This window comes from Azospirillum picis (assembly GCF_017876115.1).
GTDB lineage: Bacteria > Pseudomonadota > Alphaproteobacteria > Azospirillales > Azospirillaceae > Azospirillum > Azospirillum picis.
In genome coordinates this window covers 185,603-201,189 of record NZ_JAGINO010000002.1, presented here as the reverse complement: position 1 = coordinate 201,189, position 15,587 = coordinate 185,603, and the positions used below count along the sequence as shown (strand labels likewise).

Annotated in this window: 20 protein-coding genes and 1 tRNA gene; 15 read left to right on the top strand and 6 right to left on the bottom strand. The window is 67.4% G+C overall.

What is annotated here, in order from left to right:
• Positions 1-95: 95 nt before the first annotated feature.
• Positions 96-578, bottom strand: coding sequence for an outer membrane protein assembly factor BamE (locus J2850_RS03430; RefSeq protein ID WP_209978784.1), 483 nt, complete (start codon positions 576-578; stop codon positions 96-98).
• 128 nt (positions 579-706) lie between these two features.
• On the opposite strand from J2850_RS03430, the gene J2850_RS03425 reads away from it, so the two are divergent.
• The 11 genes from J2850_RS03425 (at position 707) to J2850_RS03375 (ending at position 8,048) form a co-directional block, all read left to right on the top strand.
• Positions 707-1,282 (top strand): ubiquinol-cytochrome C chaperone family protein, encoded by a 576-nt coding sequence (locus J2850_RS03425; RefSeq protein WP_307353886.1) that lies wholly within the window; start codon positions 707-709, stop codon positions 1,280-1,282.
• A gap of 159 nt (positions 1,283-1,441) precedes the next feature.
• Entirely contained in the window at positions 1,442-2,020 is a 579-nt protein-coding gene (locus J2850_RS03420) for a YceD family protein (RefSeq protein WP_209978783.1), read from the top strand.
• 187 nt (positions 2,021-2,207) lie between these two features.
• Entirely contained in the window at positions 2,208-2,396 is a 189-nt protein-coding gene (gene rpmF / locus J2850_RS03415; protein ID WP_085088893.1) for a 50S ribosomal protein L32, read from the top strand.
• 82 nt (positions 2,397-2,478) lie between these two features.
• Positions 2,479-3,531 (top strand): phosphate acyltransferase PlsX, encoded by a 1,053-nt coding sequence (gene plsX, locus J2850_RS03410; RefSeq protein ID WP_209978782.1) that lies wholly within the window; start codon positions 2,479-2,481, stop codon positions 3,529-3,531.
• A gap of 3 nt (positions 3,532-3,534) precedes the next feature.
• Entirely contained in the window at positions 3,535-4,506 is a 972-nt protein-coding gene (locus J2850_RS03405; RefSeq protein WP_281414952.1) for a beta-ketoacyl-ACP synthase III, read from the top strand.
• 176 nt (positions 4,507-4,682) lie between these two features.
• On the top strand, positions 4,683-5,015 hold the full coding sequence (locus J2850_RS03400; RefSeq protein ID WP_209978780.1) for an integration host factor subunit alpha: 333 nt from the start codon (positions 4,683-4,685) through the stop codon (positions 5,013-5,015).
• A gap of 91 nt (positions 5,016-5,106) precedes the next feature.
• Positions 5,107-5,592 carry a MerR family transcriptional regulator gene (locus J2850_RS03395; RefSeq protein ID WP_209978779.1) on the top strand — a complete coding sequence of 162 codons (486 nt, stop codon included), beginning with the start codon at positions 5,107-5,109 and terminating at the stop codon, positions 5,590-5,592.
• Positions 5,593-5,686: 94 nt separating this feature from the next.
• Positions 5,687-5,763, top strand: a tRNA-Pro gene (locus J2850_RS03390).
• Positions 5,764-6,242: 479 nt separating this feature from the next.
• Entirely contained in the window at positions 6,243-6,662 is a 420-nt protein-coding gene (locus tag J2850_RS03385) for an organic hydroperoxide resistance protein (RefSeq protein ID WP_209978778.1), read from the top strand.
• A gap of 180 nt (positions 6,663-6,842) precedes the next feature.
• Complete coding sequence (locus tag J2850_RS03380) at positions 6,843-7,298, top strand: MarR family winged helix-turn-helix transcriptional regulator (protein WP_209978777.1); 456 nt, start codon at positions 6,843-6,845, stop codon at positions 7,296-7,298.
• A gap of 141 nt (positions 7,299-7,439) precedes the next feature.
• Positions 7,440-8,048 carry a GNAT family N-acetyltransferase gene (locus tag J2850_RS03375; protein WP_209978776.1) on the top strand — a complete coding sequence of 203 codons (609 nt, stop codon included), beginning with the start codon at positions 7,440-7,442 and terminating at the stop codon, positions 8,046-8,048.
• Between the two features lie 27 nt (positions 8,049-8,075).
• On the opposite strand, the gene J2850_RS03370 is transcribed toward J2850_RS03375, so the two are convergent.
• The 3 genes from J2850_RS03370 to arsC form a co-directional block, all read right to left on the bottom strand.
• The gene (locus tag J2850_RS03370; protein ID WP_209978775.1) at positions 8,076-9,059 is read right to left on the bottom strand and encodes an alpha/beta fold hydrolase; all 984 of its coding nucleotides are present in this window, start codon (positions 9,057-9,059) and stop codon (positions 8,076-8,078) included.
• Between the two features lie 99 nt (positions 9,060-9,158).
• On the bottom strand, positions 9,159-10,091 hold the full coding sequence (prmB, locus tag J2850_RS03365) for a 50S ribosomal protein L3 N(5)-glutamine methyltransferase (RefSeq protein WP_209978774.1): 933 nt from the start codon (positions 10,089-10,091) through the stop codon (positions 9,159-9,161).
• 51 nt (positions 10,092-10,142) lie between these two features.
• On the bottom strand, positions 10,143-10,484 hold the full coding sequence (gene arsC / locus J2850_RS03360; RefSeq protein ID WP_209978773.1) for an arsenate reductase (glutaredoxin): 342 nt from the start codon (positions 10,482-10,484) through the stop codon (positions 10,143-10,145).
• Positions 10,485-10,687: 203 nt separating this feature from the next.
• Here arsC and serA point away from each other — a divergent pair, with 203 nt between their 5' ends.
• Positions 10,688-11,932, top strand: a complete 1,245-nt coding sequence (gene serA / locus J2850_RS03355) for a phosphoglycerate dehydrogenase (protein WP_343206871.1) — start codon at positions 10,688-10,690, stop codon at positions 11,930-11,932.
• 120 nt (positions 11,933-12,052) lie between these two features.
• The gene (locus J2850_RS03350; protein ID WP_209978771.1) at positions 12,053-12,763 is read left to right on the top strand and encodes a hypothetical protein; all 711 of its coding nucleotides are present in this window, start codon (positions 12,053-12,055) and stop codon (positions 12,761-12,763) included.
• 7 nt (positions 12,764-12,770) lie between these two features.
• On the opposite strand, the gene J2850_RS03345 is transcribed toward J2850_RS03350, so the two are convergent.
• Positions 12,771-13,109, bottom strand: a complete 339-nt coding sequence (locus J2850_RS03345; protein WP_246512768.1) for an HNH endonuclease — start codon at positions 13,107-13,109, stop codon at positions 12,771-12,773.
• A gap of 50 nt (positions 13,110-13,159) precedes the next feature.
• Here J2850_RS03345 and J2850_RS03340 point away from each other — a divergent pair, with 50 nt between their 5' ends.
• Complete coding sequence (locus J2850_RS03340; RefSeq protein WP_209978769.1) at positions 13,160-13,390, top strand: hypothetical protein; 231 nt, start codon at positions 13,160-13,162, stop codon at positions 13,388-13,390.
• A 64-nt stretch (positions 13,391-13,454) separates the two neighbouring features.
• Here the strand turns inward: J2850_RS03340 and carA are convergent, their stop codons facing one another.
• Positions 13,455-14,630, bottom strand: coding sequence for a glutamine-hydrolyzing carbamoyl-phosphate synthase small subunit (carA, locus tag J2850_RS03335; protein ID WP_209978768.1), 1,176 nt, complete (start codon positions 14,628-14,630; stop codon positions 13,455-13,457).
• Positions 14,631-15,004: 374 nt separating this feature from the next.
• Between carA and J2850_RS03330 the strand changes: the two genes are divergently transcribed.
• The gene (locus tag J2850_RS03330) at positions 15,005-15,469 is read left to right on the top strand and encodes a GatB/YqeY domain-containing protein (RefSeq protein ID WP_209978765.1); all 465 of its coding nucleotides are present in this window, start codon (positions 15,005-15,007) and stop codon (positions 15,467-15,469) included.
• The last annotated feature ends 118 nt before the right edge of the window (positions 15,470-15,587 follow it).

Here is a 15,587-nt window from a genome sequence, read left to right as displayed (position 1 = left end):
GCAGGTCGGTTCCGGTACCCGCCTCGGCGACCGGTGCAGCGCCCGCCGCAGCCTTGGACATCGGGTCCCCCGCCGGCAAGAAGCTCATCCGCGGATCAGCTACCGGGGCTCTTGCCCTTGGTGTCCTTCGCGGAGAAGCGGCCGACGTTGCCCATCATCTGTTCCAGGAAGCCGAGCTCGCGGCCGGCGGTCGGCGTGGTGCGCTCGACCATCTCGATGTCCTGGCCGTTCGATTTGTCGAGCGTCTTGATCTGCCGCAGGATGCCGTTGTCGTCGAAATGGGCGACGACAACCCGGCGCTCGGTCACCTCCGGTTCGAAGAAGGCGGTCTTCTCCGTCTTCTGGCCGATGTAGTACCAGACGTTGGGATCGAAGGTCCCGACCGAGGTCGGCGTGCCGAGCACCGCGGCGACGTCGTCGCGGCGGCTCTGGCCCGGCTGCAGTTCGGCCACCATCTCCGGGTCCGTCAGGTTGCCGCGGGTGGCGACGGTCGGCGAGCATCCGGCGGTGGCCAGGCCGGCAAGCAGGGCAGTGCCCAGCAGGGCCGTGCGGAAAGCGGAAATATTCGATTCGGTCATGGTGCTCAGGCTATGATGGAGCCGGCGGGGCGGATGGCCGCCCCATTCGGGGGAGCCTCCGGTGCGGACAATCGCACCGGGCGCTTTGCCCTGTCAACGAGTCTGCGAGTCGGGAAGGGTGACCTTTCGTGTCGGCCAGCATCATAGAACGGCTATTGGTCCGGATCGCGGGGGGAGGGCGCTCCCGCCGGGTCGCCGCGGTGTCCGGCCTGTTCGCCACCGTCGTTTCCCGGGCGCGGGAGCCTGGATTCTATAGCGCCTTCGGTGTTCCCGACACGCTGGACGGACGCTTCGAGATGGTGGCGCTGCACCTGTTCCTGGTCATGCGCCGGCTGAAGGGGCAAGGGGCCGGGGCTGCCAAACTGTCGCAGAGCTTGTACGAGGCCATGGTCGACGACTTCGAGAAGTCGCTGATGGAAATGGGTGCCGGCGACAGCGGCGTTCCCCGCAGGGTCAAGACCATGGCGAGGGGCATGGCCGGCCGCATCCGCGCCTATGACGAGGCGCTGTCCGAACCCGGAGACGGCCGCCTGGAGGTGGCGTTGGACAACAATCTGTACGGCACCGTCGATCCGGCGCCGGCCGGTGCCCTGGGCGCCATGGCCGGCTACGTGCGCGCCAGCGCCGCCGCGCTGGATGCCCAGCCGCTGGAGGCGCTGCTGCGGGGAGAGGCGCGCTTCGCGCCCGTGCCCGTGCCGGCATGATGCGGCCCGCACTCTATCTATATCCGTGATGCCCGCTATCCGCACCGTCCGATCTGCGGCGACCGCCTGCCGGCGGGCTTGCCTTTCGGAACCGGCGGCTGCATGTGACAGGGAGGGGCGGATGCCGCCCGCCTTATCGACCCGACCAGGACCCATTCCATGACTGCTCTGAACGGCGCCGTGCCCGCCCCCGAATTCTCGCGTGTCGTCAATGCCGACACCGTGCGCCGCGCCGAAGTGACCGAGACCATAGAGGCGACGGAAGGGGAGCGCCGCGCGCTTGCCGAGCGGCTGGAGTTGGAGGCCATCGGCCGGCTTGCGGCGACCGTGCGCCTGCGCGCGGTGCGCGGCGGCACCATGATCAGGGTGTCCGGCAAGCTCGAGGCCGACGTGGTCCAGACCTGCGTCGTCACCCTGGAGCCGGTGCCCGCCCATGTGACCGAAACCTTCGAGGCGCTGTTCGCGCCGGAGACGATGGTCGAGGACCAGGGGCTGGAGATCGACTTCGATCCCAGCCTTTCCGACGAGGACATCCCGGAGCCGATGGAGAACAACCGCATCGATATCGGCGAGTTGACGGCCCAGCACCTCTCGCTGGCGCTCGATCCCTATCCGCATGCTGAAGGGGTCGAGTTCACGGGCTATGACGAGGGCACGGAGGAAGAGGAGGAGGCGCCGGCCGAGCCGGAGAAACCCAATCCCTTCGCCGTTCTCCAGCAGTTGAAGTCCAAGAACTAGGCTGGATGAGAGGCCGGGAGCCCGGCCGGCGGGAAGCATGGCCCCAACCCCCTCCAATGAGCGGCGGGGGCGTGGAAATTGGGGGCTGTTCGGGCTTGCCCTTTGGGGGCATTTGCCTTATTGAATGCCGCTCGCGCTGGGCGGCCCCTGTTCGGGCCGCCCTTTCCAATGAAGAGAGTTTACGGTCATGGCTGTTCCGAAGAAGAAGACCTCCAAGTCGCGGCGCAACATGCGGCGTTCGCACCACGCTCTGCCGACCTCGGCCTACAACGAGTGCCAGAACTGCGGCGAGCTGAAGCGCCCGCACCATGTCTGCGGGTCTTGCGGCCATTACGACCAGCGTGAAGTGGTTCAGAGCGGCACCGCGGCCGCTTGACCTCGATCGCGTCGTTCCGGGTCCCGAAGGCCGGGGACGCCCGTCGTCCCTGCCGGGGTCCTAGCCGGGGAGCCTGTTCGCGGTGAGCCAGCGCCTGACCATTGCCCTCGACGCCATGGGCGGTGACCTCGGTCCCGACATGGTGGTTGCCGGGGCGGACATCGCGCGGGAACGCCATCCCGACGTGCGCTTCCTGCTGTATGGCGACCGGCAGCGGATCGAGCCGCTGCTCAGCCAGCGGCCGGCGTTGAAGGCGGTGGCGGAAATCCGCCACACTGCCGATTTCGTGGCTGGCGATGCCAAGCCCGCGGTGGCGTTGCGCGCCGGACGGCAGTCCAGCATGCGGCTCGCCATCGATTCGGTGGCTGCCGGCGAGGCGGCCTGCGTGGTGTCGGCTGGAAACACCGGCGCCCTGATGGCGATGGCCAAGTTCGTGCTGAAGACGCTGCCGGGCATCGACCGGCCGGCGATCGCCTCCTTCTTCCCGACGCAACGGGGCGAGAGCGTCATGCTGGATCTCGGCGCAAACGCTGAATGCCAGCCCGAGAATCTCGTCCAGTTCGCGGTGATGGGGGCGGTCTTCGCACGTGCCGTGCTCGGCCTGCCGGAGCCGACGATCGGTGTGCTGAACATCGGCTCGGAAGACGTCAAGGGCAACGAGGTCGTGCGCGCGGCTGCGGCCAGCCTGCGGGAGATGCCGTTGCCCGGACGGTTCCATGGCTTCGTCGAGGGCAACGACATCGGCCTGGGTACGGTCGACGTCGTCGTCACCGACGGCTTCACCGGGAACGTCGCGCTGAAGACGGCGGAGGGGACGGCCAAGCTGTTCTCCGAATTCCTGCGCCGAACATTCGCCACGTCGTTCCTGGCGCGGATCGGGTATCTGCTGGCCCGTGGCGCCTTCAAGCGCTTCCGCGAACGGATCGACCCGCGCCGCTACAACGGTGCGATGTTCCTGGGGCTGCGTGGCGTCTGCGTGAAGAGCCATGGCGGCACCGATGCCGTCGGCTTCGCCAACGCCGTCGCGGTTGCGATCAATCTGGCTGCGCACGGTTTCAACGAGCGCATCAAGGAGGAGATGGGGCGCATAGCCGACGCGAACCCTCTCCCCGATTCGAAGGCGGCGGCGGGCTGAATGATGGTCATGCGTTCCCGAGTTCTGGGTTGCGGGTTCTACCTGCCGGCCAATGTCGTCACCAACCAGGACCTGGAACAGCGGGTCGAAACCACGGACGAATGGATCGTCCAGCGCACCGGCATCAAGTCGCGCCATATCGCGATGGAGGGGGAGAAGACCTCCGACCTTGCGATCGCCGCGGCGACGCGCGCGCTGGAGAATGCCGGCGTGCCGGCCTCCAGCATCGACTGCATCATCCTGGCGACCACCACGCCGGACAACACCTTCCCGGCCACCGCCACCAAGGTCCAGGCGGCGCTGGGTACCGCCGGCTTCGCCATGGACATCCAGGCGGTCTGCGCCGGCTTCGTCTACGCCCTGTCGGTCGCCGACAACTTCCTGCGTGCCCGCCAGGCACGCCGTGCCCTGGTGATCGGCGCCGAGACCTTCTCGCGGCTTCTTGACTGGAACGACCGTACGACCTGCGTCCTGTTCGGCGACGGTGCCGGCGCCCTGGTGCTGGAGGGGTACGAGGGCAACGGCGACGCCACCGATCGCGGCATGCTGTCCGCGCATCTGCATTCCGACGGCAGCCAGTATGATCTGCTCTATGTCGACGGTGGCGCGTCGTCGACCGGGACCATCGGCCATGTGCGCATGCACGGGCAGGAAGTGTTCCGCCACGCCGTCTCAAAGCTGTCGGCGGTGGTGGAGGAGGCGTTGGCCGCCAACGGCCTGCAGGCCTCGGACGTCGACTGGCTCGTCCCGCACCAAGCCAACCGCCGGATCATCGACGGACTGGCGCGCAAGATGAAGCTGGCGCCGGAAAAGGTGGTGCTGACGGTGGATCGCCACGGCAACACCTCGGCCGCGTCGATCCCGCTGGCGTTGGGCGAGGCGGTGGCCGACGGCCGCATCAAGCGCGGCGACCTGATCCTGATGGAAGCGATCGGCGGCGGCCTGACCTGGGGTTCGGCGCTGATCCGCTGGTAGGCCGGCAACGTCGCCTTCCGGTGCGGCGCGGCATGCAGGGGCGTGGTCGGGATGTCGGCGGGTGTTGCGCCTCCGCCAGCCGCCCGCGGCGGCGACCGGCTGTCAAGCTTTTGAATTGACGGACCTTCTTTCCCCGGATTACCGTCTTTGCAACGGTTGCGGGGGGGAGGTCGACAATGTCTCAGAATACGGTCACGCGCGCTCAACTGAGCGAAGCCGTCTACCAGGAAGTCGGGTTGTCGCGCAACGAATCGGCGGAACTGGTCGAAACCGTCCTGGACGAAATTTCCGATGCGCTCTCGCGCGGGGAGATGGTCAAGATTTCGTCCTTCGGCAGTTTCCAGGTTCGGCAAAAGGGTGAACGGATCGGCCGCAACCCGAAGACCGGGGAAGAGGTGCCGATCCTGCCGCGGCGTGTCCTGGTCTTCCGCGCCAGCCATGTGCTGAAGAATCGCATCAACGACGTGCAGGAGGGCGGTGCTCCGGCGCAGGCACGGGCGCTGTCCTGACGGCGGCGTCACATGACGGGCCGACCCCTGTCCGCTTTCATGCCTGATCCGGTGCCCGTCCCGTCCCGTGAACGCGGGGCTTGATCGTGCCATGAAGTCCGCCACCGCTTACCGCACCATCAGCGAGGTGTCGGCCGACCTGAGCGTGCCGCAACACGTCCTGCGTTTCTGGGAAACGAAGTTCCCGCAAATCCGCCCGCTGAAGCGTGGTGGCGGCCGGCGTTACTACCGGCCGGAAGATGTCGATCTGCTACGGCGCATTCAGGCGCTCCTGTACGAGGATCGCTACACCATCAAGGGTGTCCAACGCCTGCTGAAGGAAGGCCGGCTGTCCGATCCCACGCCCCCGCTGGCCGAGGATAGAGAGGACGCGGAGGGGGGCGACGGCGCCGCACCGGAGAACGGGCAGGGCGGGGACGACGGCACCGTCAACGACATGCGAGGCGGCATGGATGACGACAAGGCTTCCGCACTGTCCGACGCCGTACGTCACGAGATCACGATGGTGGTGGACGAGCTGAACGCTTTGCGTTCGGTGCTGTCCCGCCTGACCGAAATCGGCAGCAAAAAAAGCTGAAAAATCATCACGGGAGTTGTTGCATCGGCGAAAGCCCGCGGCTATAGTCCCGTTCCCTTCCGGAGCCAAGCCGCAAGCACTGCGGTGAAGTTGACGGAGCGTAGCGCAGCCTGGTAGCGCATCAGACTGGGGGTCTGGGGGTCGCAGGTTCAAATCCTGTCGCTCCGACCAGTTCCGGAAGGATCGGAAAAGCCTTGGAACCCAACGGTTCCAGGGCTTTTTCTTTGTCCGTTTATTTGTGATCATCATGTCGCGCCCTCTCCGGTGGTGGTGACTTTCGAAGACGGCTGTCCTCCTCGCATGAGTGAGCAGAGCTCCGCGATGGCTGCTGCAAGAGCCCATTGGCCCTGTCGAAAGACAAGCATTTTCATGATCGTTTGACTGCCAGGCCGTGCGCGCGGCTCGGAAACTCCGGATTCGGGCATTGGCGTCGCAGCGGAGCCGGACCGCATGCAACAGACGCATTGCGTGCAATATGATAGCGCATGCCTTAAACGATTGCGCACAATCAAATTGTGAGCGATATTTCTTCTCACACAGACACCGGGTCGTGACATCATCCAGGCGCGGCCCACCGCCTCCCATAGGGGCCGACCATGATGACCATGGCACCGGCGCCTCACCGCAAATCACAGCGAGGAGTAAAAGCGATGAAGACCCTCTATTCGACCAAGGTGACCGCGACCGGTGGCCGTGACGGCAAGGCTGCGAGCGAGGATGGATTGCTGTCGGTCGCTCTGGCGGCGCCGAAGGAACTGGGCGGGCAGGGCGGTGCGACCAACCCGGAGCAGCTCTTCGCCGCCGGTTACTCGGCTTGCTTCATCGGCGCCATCAAGTTCGTTGGCAACCGTGACAAGATAGCCGTTCCGGCAGGCCTCACGGTGACGGCGCAGGTCGGCATCGGCGCCCGCGACGACGGTGAAGGGTTCGGCCTGACCGTCGACTTCGCGGTATCGCTGCCCGGAATGGACAAGGCTGCCGCCGAGGATCTGTTGGCCCGTGCCCACAAGGTTTGCCCTTACAGCCACGCCACCCGCGGCAACATCCCCGTCACCACGACCGTGGTCTGATCCGGTCGCGAGGCGCCTGCCGCCTTCCGATGCGGTTCCACAGGTTTCGCCGGTTCCGCGATGAGGCGGGGGATTGCACCGCCGGGGTTTCGTGCGCGATTGTGCCCTGCATGATCGACCGGCGTGCGAGGCTCCGGCGGTGCGTGCATTTTCGTGGAATTCTCTGAAGGAGGCAGGATCATGACGGCCGGCAGAGACGATCCGTTGCTGCTCTCCAACCAGGCCTGCTTTGCGCTTTATTCAGCAAACCTTGCGATGGCGCGCGTCTACCGCCCGCTGCTGGAGGAAATCGGCCTGACCTACCCGCAGTACGTGATGATGCTGCTGCTGTGGGAGGAGGACGGCCAGTCGATGAAGGTGCTGGGCGAGCGGCTGGGACTCGACAGCGGCACACTCACTCCGCTGCTGAAGCGGCTGGAGGGGCAGGGCCTGGTCACCCGTGCCCGCGACCCTCAGGACGAGCGTCTTGTGCGCATCCGCCTGACGCCGCAGGGTGCCCAGTTGCGCGGCAGGGCCGAGTGCCTGCCGTCGCACATCGCCGCCGCCGCCGGTAGCTCGGCGGAGGAATTGGGGCGGTTGCGCGACGCCCTCCTGCGACTGCGCGACGACCTCAATCTGGCCGCCGACCGCAAGTGAGCGATCACCAGGGCGGAGCCAGCCCGGCCGATGGGATCGTGGTACAAGGGTCCCCGTCGACCGCGGTGCGGGGCGTCATGCCGCAAGGTTTCCTGTCCGTCCGCCCCTGCCGCCCTCCCGATACCAGATGAAGGCCGCACAATGCCCGCCATTCCCCGGATCTCCGAACATCTTGTCCGCCTCAGGCCGGCCGATGCCGACGATGCACCGGAGCTTGCGCGGCTGATCGATATCGCGGGCGGCGGCGTCTACGGTTTTCTCCTCGACGGCCTCATGCCGGGAATGACGGCGGCGGAGATGCTGACGCCGGGCCTTGCCGGCCGGAGCGGCTCCTTGTCCCATCGTCAGAGCGGCGTGGCCGAGCTTGATGGGCGGATCGTCGGGATCGCCCACGGCTATCCTGCCGACTGGATCCGCACCGAGGATTACAGCGGCCTGCCGCCGGACCGTGTCGCCCATATGGCGGAGTTCACCGGCTCCCATGACTGGGGCAGCTATTTCCTGGCGGCGCTGGCGGTCGATTCCGACCAGCGCCGCCGGGGCATCGCCAAGCGGTTGCTCGGCTGGTTCTACGAACGCGCCCGCGGCGGTGGCTTCGATCGGGTCACCCTGCATGTCTGGGCCGACAACGGGGTGGCGCGCAGCCTCTATGCCGCGGAAGGTTTCGAGGAGATCGGCCGGGCGGACATTCCCTGGCATCCCCGCCTGCCGCACCATGGTGGCAGTCTGCTTCTGCGCCGCTTCGTTTGACCCGGAAGGCCACGGCGAAAGCCGGTTTCACGAACCGGCGGGCGCGCGTTCGGCAGCCAGTTGGTCGACGCTGCGCACCACCAGGCCGGGGGCGGCGTAATGCACCATGTGGCCTGCGTCCGGCACCCAGTGCAGGGTGCTGTGCGGGATGACCCGGTGCAGCCGGCCGCTCTGTTCCCGCTGTTCGACGACACGGTCTTCCAGTCCGGCGATGATCGCCACCGGCAGCCGCAGGCCGGCGTAGCGGTGCTGCATCCGCTCGGCCGCCGGCACCAGGGTGACGCCGTCCTGAGCGTTGGCGCGCAACTGCCCCGGTCGCGTTGTCAACGCCGCCGGGAAGGTTTCCTCCAGGTCGTCCGGCACCGGGCGCGGTGCGAACAGGGTTTTCAGAACCGCCGGCATCATCACCTTGGCGAAGGGCGGCGACACGGTGTGGCGCAGCAGGTCGCCCACCACAGGGACAGCCGCCGGTGCGGCAAGCAGCGCATCGAGCCGCTTGGTCGGGAAATAGTAGCCGGCCATCAGCACCAGGCCATCCGCCGCGTCGGGATGATCGAGCGCCAGCGCCAACGCCACCAGGGTGCCGTAGGAATGGCCGATGACCACCGGCCGGTCGATGCCGAGCATGGCGAAGGCGTGGGCCAGCAACCGCGCCTGATCCTCCGGCGTCCAGTCGGGGCCGCGTGGACGCTCGCTGTGTCCCATGCCGGGCCGGTCGAAGGCCACCACCCGGTGGTTTTGTGCCAACCGGTCGAAAATCCCGCTGGCCAGGGCGTCGTCCGCCGCCGACACGTTGCCGTGCAGCACCACCACCGGTGGACCGCTGCCGGCCTCCAGATAGTGCAGCCGCACCCCGTCGACGGTCACGAAACGGCCGCGGGGCGGGTAGCGCCGCTCATCCCGCTTGGCGATCAGCGCATTGGCCAGGGCCAATCCGCCCAGCGCGAGCGCCGCGATGCCCATGCCCCCGGCGAGACCGGACCCGCGATATTCGGTAAGCTGGCTTGCCATGGCGGTTGTTCTCCCGACGATTCGCTGCGTTGCAACATCGCCGCTAACAACCGGCGGCCGGGGAGAAGGGTTCCCGACCGGCCGCCGACCGCCGTCCGCCTATTTGCCGGCCTTCAACTGGTCCCTTGTCAGCCAGAACACCTCGCCGAAGCTGTTGGCGGTTTCCAGCCACAGGAAGTCGAGCTGCGGATACTCGGCCTCCAGGATCTCGCGGCCGGTGCCGAACTCGCAGAGCAGGCCGCCCTCGGGGGTCAGGTGCTTCGGCGCTTCCTTCAGGATGCGGCGGACGATGTCCAGCCCGTCGTCGCCGCCCGCCAGCGCCAGCGCCGGCTCCGCCCGGTACTCGGGCGGGAGTGCCGCCATCGCCTGGGCATCGACATAGGGCGGGTTGGTGATGATGACGTCGTACTTGCGCGTCTTCAGCGGCGCGAACAGGTCGCCTTGGTGCAGCGTGATGCGGTCCTCGAAGCCGCTGTCGGCGACGTTGCGCTTCGCCACCTCAAGCGCATCGGCCGACAGGTCGACGGCATCCACCTGGGCTTCGGGGAAGATGCGGGCGGCGAGGATGGCGAGGCAGCCGGAGCCTGTGCACAGGTCCAGCACGCGCTCAACCGCCGTCGGATCCTCCACCACGGTGAAGTCGTCGCCGCCGAACAGGTCGGAGAACAGCAGTTCGCCGATGTAGGAACGGGGAACCAGCACCCGCTCGTCGACATAGAAGGGGATGCCCTGGATGTAGGCCTTGTTCAGCAGGTAGGGCGCCGGCTTACGGGTGTCGATGCGGGCGTGGATGATGCCGGCGACCGCTTCGCGTTCCGCCGATGTCAGCCGCGAATCGAGGTAGGGGTCGAGCTGCTCGATCGGCAGATGCAGGGTTTCCAGAACCAGGAAGGCCGCCTCGTCATAGGCCGAGCTGGTGCCGTGGCCATAGTCGAGGTCGGCCTCGTTGAAGCGGCTGACGCCGTAGCGCAGGAAGTCGCGGATGGTCGACAGCTCGGCGGCGGCGCCGGCGGCGGTATGCTTGGTGCTCACGATGGCGGGCTCCGGTGGCGGGGGCGGCGGGAAGGGATTTCGGTCGGGAGGTCAGAGGATGTCCAGCACCGCCTCCGGCGGCCGGCCGATCCGGGCAAGGTCGCCCTTCACCACGATCGGGCGCTCGATGGCCGCCGGGTTCGCCGACAGGGCGGCGACCAGCGCCTCGCCGTCAAGCTCCTTGGGGATGCCGGCCTCGGCGGCTTCCTTGGACCGGGTGATGGCGCGCGGCTCCTTGCCCAGCTTGGCAAGGATGGCGGTGAGCGTGGCGGCGTCCGGCGGCGTCTTCAGGTATTCGATTACCGTCGGCTCGATCCCGCGGGAGCGCAGGAGGTCCAGCGTCTCGCGCGATTTGCTGCACCGCGGGTTGTGGTAGATCGTCACGTCGCTCATGGTCCGATCCCATGGTTTCGATCCGGCGACAGATACACCCAACCCGCGCCTTGCGCCAATCCGGCATGCGGAAAGCGCCGTCGCGCTGCAGCATCGCCGTGATGACAAGGCCGGCGGTTGGGATTACCTTGCGCGCTCTATTTTCCGTGGCCCGTTCCGCCGGAACCGGCGGGGCCGGCCGATGACCAGAACGGATGCCGGCCGTGACCAAGCTCTCGCTCTCCAAGGACAAGATCAACATCCTTCTGCTCGAAGGCGTTCACGACAACGCCATCGACGAGCTGGCCCGGGGCGGCTACGCGTCCGTCGAGCGGCTGCCCCGCGCGCTGGACGAGGCGGAGCTGCTTGAGCGCATCGGCTCGGTCCACATCCTGGGCATCCGCTCGCGGACCCACCTGACGGCCAAGGTGTTCGAGGCGGCGCACAAGCTGATCACCGTCGGCTGCTTCTGCATCGGCACCAACCAGGTCGACCTGAAGGCGGCGCGGCGCCATGGCGTCCCGGTGTTCAACGCCCCCTATTCCAACACCCGGTCGGTGGCGGAGCTGGTGATCGGCGAGATCATCATGCTGATGCGCGGCATCTTCGAGAAGTCGCAGCTCGTCCATGGCGGCGGCTGGATGAAGTCGGCCAAGGATTCCTACGAGATCCGCGGCAAGACGCTGGGCATCGTCGGCTACGGCCACATCGGCACCCAGGTGTCGATCCTGGCCGAAGCCATGGGCATGCAGGTCCGCTTCTACGACACCGTGCGCAAGCTGGCACTGGGCAACGCCCGCGCCTGCGATTCGTTGGAGGAGCTGTTGTCGGTGTCCGACGTGGTGACGCTGCATGTGCCGGACACCCCGCAGACCCGCGACATGATCGGCGAGCGCGAACTGGCCGCGATGAAGAAGGGGAGCCACCTGATCAACGCCGCCCGCGGCCAGGTGGTGCAGATCGACGCGCTGGCCGCGGCGATGCGGTCCGGCCACATCCTGGGCGCGGCCATCGACGTCTTCCCGGTCGAGCCCGGTTCCGACAAGGACGAGTTCCAGAGCGAGCTGCGCGGCATCAAGACCGCCATCCTGACCCCCCACATCGGCGGATCGACCATGGAGGCGCAAGCCAACATCGGCACCGAGGTGGCGCAGAAGCTGATCGAGTATTCGGACAACGGCTCCACCGTCGGTGCGGTGAACTTCCCGCAGGTCGCCCTGCCGGTGCAGGCCGGCTGCACCCGCTTCCTGCACGTTCACGAGAACCGTCCGGGCATCCTGCGCAAGGTGAACGAGGTTTTCTCCGGCCGGAACCTGAACATCGCCGCCCAGTATCTCCAGACCGATCCGGAACTGGGCTACGTGGTGGTGGACGTCAACGGCGATGTCGACGAACTGGAGGTCACCAACGACCTGCGGAGCATCGAAGGCACGCTGAAGGCCCGCTTCCTGTTCCCGTCGCAGCACTGACGGGCGAGGGGCGGCGGCATCGGACACCGGCGATCGAACCGGCCCGGCCGCGCCCTTTTCCCGACCATCTTCCTTTGCATGTCTCTTGCCGGCGGGCGGTTTCCTGCTAACAGTGGTCGGATGACCGTTCGCCTCCTGTTCCTCTTCTTCTGCGGGGTCCTGCTGTCCGCCCAAGCGGCCGTGGCGCAGGACCGCGGTTGCGGTCAGTTCCCGGCTCCGCAGTTGACCATCGACAGCACGCTGGCGCCGGTCCAGCGTGACGACGGGCTGACCATCGCCCAGCTCACCCGCCTGCCTGGGCGCGGTCCCGGTCCGGTCGGCACCTCCACCGGCCATGTGCTGGGCCTGACCCTGGCGCGTTACGGTGAACAGTCGCAGGTTTCCGCCCTGTTCAAGGCGCTGGGCGACGGCACCTACTGCGCCGCGCCGAGCGCCGTTGCCGTCACCTTCGGCTTCCAGCAGCGCATCGTCCATGTCGCCCGCGAGATTCCCGGCGCGTCGTGCCTGCACGGCGAGGTCCTCGCCCATGAGATGCGCCATGTCGCCGTCGACGAGACCTTGCTGCGCGACATGCTTCCGCAGATCCGCAGCCGCCTCACCGACGTGGTCGGCCGGATGCAGCCGGTGCGGTCGCGCAGCCAGAACCAGGCGATGGCGGCGATCCGCCGACCGCTGGAGACGGAGATGCGCCGGATCATGCGCGACTTCGGCCAGGAGCGCGACCGGCGGCAGGCGCAGGTCGATTCGGTCGAGGAGTACGAGCGGGTCAGCCGCGTCTGCAACGGCGAAGCACGCAACTACCTGCCCAAACCGGCCTCGCGCCGCGGCTGACCCGCGTTCAACGTTTGCGCCGGCGGCCGGTGGCGTGGCGGTCGACGAATTCGGGCGGCTTGCGGCGGACCCAGCGGATGAAGCTGGCGATCTCCGGATGGCCGCGCAGGGCGTCGATCTCGTGATACTGGTCCCGCAGTTGCTGCTCGGTCAGCACGGCGTGGATTTTGGCGTGGCAGATGCGGTGCATCGTCACCGTCTCCCGGCCGCCGTAGGTCCGGGGGACGAGATGATGCTCGTTCAGGCTGGCGCCCGGCACCATCGGACGGCCGCAGAGCGGGCAGGCCGTGGTGCCGATATCGGCCGGAGCGGGTTTTGGGGGAAAGGGTTTGTCTGGAAGGCGCATATCGTCCGGAACGGTCGGCCATGCCCCATGTTGGCGATTCTGGAGGGACCATGATCCATATGGTCCGCACCTTCTGGGAGGCCACTGTGGACGATCGCAAATCACAGCCTCGCGACCAGAAGACGGCCGAAAAGGCTGCCGGTCATTCCGCCGATTGCACCGACTACGGACAGCCCGCGGGATCGCCTGGCGCGCGCGGCGGCACCACCTGCTATGGCGGCATCAAGCGGGTGCAGCCCCGCAACCGCTCCGCCGACCGGGAAACAGAGAAAGAGGAATAAAAAAGGGGGGAGCCGCCGTGAGGCGTTCCCCCCTTCCTTCCGCGGTGCCGGTGCGGGGCCGGCGTCAGGCCGCCGTCTTCTTCTGTGCGATCAGTTCGACGAACCGGTCGAACAGGTAGTGGCTGTCCTGGGGGCCGGGCGAGGCTTCCGGATGGTACTGCACCGAGAAGACCGGCTTGCCCTTCAGGCGGATGCCCTCGTTGGTGCCGTCGAACAGGCTGACATGGGTGACTTCGGCGTCGGCCGGCAGCGTTTCCGGAACCACGACGAATCCATGGTTCTGGCTGGTGATCTCCACCCGGCCCGAGGCGAGGTCCTTGACCGGATGGTTGGCGCCGCGGTGCCCGAGCGGCATCTTGGTCGTCTTGGCACCCAGCGCCAGCGACAGCATCTGGTGGCCAAGGCAGATGCCGAACATCGGCACGCCGGTATCCAGGAGCCCCTTGATGGTCGGCACGGCATACTCGCCGGTGGCGGCGGGGTCGCCGGGGCCGTTGGACAGGAACACGCCATCCGGCTGGTGGCGCATCACGTCGTCGACCGTGGCGGTGGATGGGACCACGGTCACCTTGCAGCCGGCCGCGGCCAGGCAGCGCAGGATGTTGCGCTTGGCGCCATAGTCGATCGCGACGACATGGTACTGCGGCTTGTCCTGGGTGGCGTAGCCGCCGCCGATGCTCCAGCCGCCTTCGGTCCAGTCATAGGTCTGGCGGCAGGAAACGTCCTTGGCCAAGTCCATGCCTTCAAGCCCCGGCCAGCCCTTCGCCTTGGCGACCAGCGCCTCGATGTCGAACTTGCCGTCCGGCGCGTGGGCGACGACGCCGTTGGGCGCGCCGAGGTCGCGGATGCGGCGGGTCAGGCGGCGGGTGTCGATGCCGGCCAGCCCGATCAGGCCGTAGCTCTTCAGCCAGTCGTCCAGGTGGCGGGTGGCTCGCCAGTTCGACGGGTCGGTGATGTCGGCGCGCAGGATCAGGCCGCGCGCCGCCGGGGTGATCGTCTCGATGTCCTCGGTGTTGGCGCCGGTGTTGCCGATGTGGGGGAAGGTGAAGGTGATGATCTGTCCGGCATAGCTGGGATCGGTCAGGATCTCCTGATAGCCGGTCATCGAGGTGTTGAAGCACACCTCGCCCACCGAATCCCCAACGGCCCCGATGCCTCGGCCGCGGAACACCGTGCCGTCGGCCAGGACGAGCACGCCGGTGTGAACCGCATTGTCGGAGGGGGGAGTGGCGAGAGTCATTCCGATGGACCTTCCCAAAAACCGCGGCCGTCGACGGATCGGGTGAGCGGCGGAACGGCGACGGCCAAGCGTCCCGCCGGGCGCGCACACGTAGCCGCTCACACCCCACATCCGCCGTGACGACGGGGATCGTGGGATCGAGCGGGCTGATCGGATGGGCCGGACATGCTATATGACGATTGGCCGCCGGATTTCCAGCAATAGCTTTGCAGGGCCGGGCTGCGCGGTTCCGCGACCGCCGCGCCCTCTCGGATCCCTGATCCGGCGACCCCTTATTTGGAATGGCAATCCACGACTGTTTTCGGAATAGTCGGCTTCCGGCTCCGCAGGCGCCGGCCCGACCGGACATGATCCAGGACCAAGGAACAAAAGACATGACGCTGCGCACGCGGTTCAACGACTCCCTGAAGGATGCGATGCGCGCCAGGGACACGCGCGCGGTCTCGACCATCCGCATGATCAACGCCGCCCTGAAGGACCGCGATATCGCCGCCCGCACCCGCGGCGTGACCGATGGCATCGATGAAGGCGAGATCCTGTCGATGCTGCAGGGGCTGGTGAAGCAGCGCAACGAATCGGCCGCCCTCTACGACCAGGGCGGCCGCCCCGAGCTGGCCCAGCAGGAACGCGAGGAGATCGCCGTCATCGAGCGTTTCCTGCCCAGGCAGATGAGCGAGGAGGAGGCCGGCGGCGCCATCGATGCCATCGTCTCGGAACTGGGGGCGTCGAGCATCAAGGACATGGGCCGGGTGATGGCGGAGCTGAAGGCCCGGCATGCCGGCCAGATGGATTTCGCCAAGGCCGGCGGCCTGGTGAAGCAGCGGCTGTCCGGGAAGTAGGCGCGGCATTTCCGCAGCGGCCCAAGTCTCCCCCGGCCCGGCATCGGACGGTCCCGGGCCGGGGGGGACTTGGGGCCGCCGACCCCCTGCTGTCCGCTTGCGCCCTTGGGACGACCGC

Bases quoted from the DNA above. Each gene is read 5' to 3' on its own strand.
- J2850_RS03420 (WP_209978783.1), top strand. From the start codon at position 1,442: ATGACTGCTCTGAACGGCGCCGTGCCCGCCCCCGAATTCTCGCGTGTC.
- J2850_RS03330 (WP_209978765.1), top strand. From the start codon at position 15,005: ATGACGCTGCGCACGCGGTTCAACGACTCCCTGAAGGATGCGATGCGC.
- J2850_RS03370 (WP_209978775.1), bottom strand. From the start codon at position 9,059: ATGGCAAGCCAGCTTACCGAATATCGCGGGTCCGGTCTCGCCGGGGGC.
- arsC (WP_209978773.1), bottom strand. From the start codon at position 10,484: ATGAGCGACGTGACGATCTACCACAACCCGCGGTGCAGCAAATCGCGC.
- rpmF (WP_085088893.1), top strand. From the start codon at position 2,208: ATGGCTGTTCCGAAGAAGAAGACCTCCAAGTCGCGGCGCAACATGCGG.
- J2850_RS03400 (WP_209978780.1), top strand. From the start codon at position 4,683: ATGTCTCAGAATACGGTCACGCGCGCTCAACTGAGCGAAGCCGTCTAC.
- carA (WP_209978768.1), bottom strand. From the start codon at position 14,630: ATGACTCTCGCCACTCCCCCCTCCGACAATGCGGTTCACACCGGCGTG.
- J2850_RS03380 (WP_209978777.1), top strand. From the start codon at position 6,843: ATGACGGCCGGCAGAGACGATCCGTTGCTGCTCTCCAACCAGGCCTGC.
- J2850_RS03430 (WP_209978784.1), bottom strand. From the start codon at position 578: ATGACCGAATCGAATATTTCCGCTTTCCGCACGGCCCTGCTGGGCACT.
- J2850_RS03350 (WP_209978771.1), top strand. From the start codon at position 12,053: ATGACCGTTCGCCTCCTGTTCCTCTTCTTCTGCGGGGTCCTGCTGTCC.
- J2850_RS03385 (WP_209978778.1), top strand. From the start codon at position 6,243: ATGAAGACCCTCTATTCGACCAAGGTGACCGCGACCGGTGGCCGTGAC.
- J2850_RS03395 (WP_209978779.1), top strand. From the start codon at position 5,107: ATGAAGTCCGCCACCGCTTACCGCACCATCAGCGAGGTGTCGGCCGAC.
- J2850_RS03405 (WP_281414952.1), top strand. From the start codon at position 3,535: ATGGTCATGCGTTCCCGAGTTCTGGGTTGCGGGTTCTACCTGCCGGCC.
- J2850_RS03375 (WP_209978776.1), top strand. From the start codon at position 7,440: ATGCCCGCCATTCCCCGGATCTCCGAACATCTTGTCCGCCTCAGGCCG.
- J2850_RS03345 (WP_246512768.1), bottom strand. From the start codon at position 13,109: ATGCGCCTTCCAGACAAACCCTTTCCCCCAAAACCCGCTCCGGCCGAT.
- J2850_RS03340 (WP_209978769.1), top strand. From the start codon at position 13,160: ATGATCCATATGGTCCGCACCTTCTGGGAGGCCACTGTGGACGATCGC.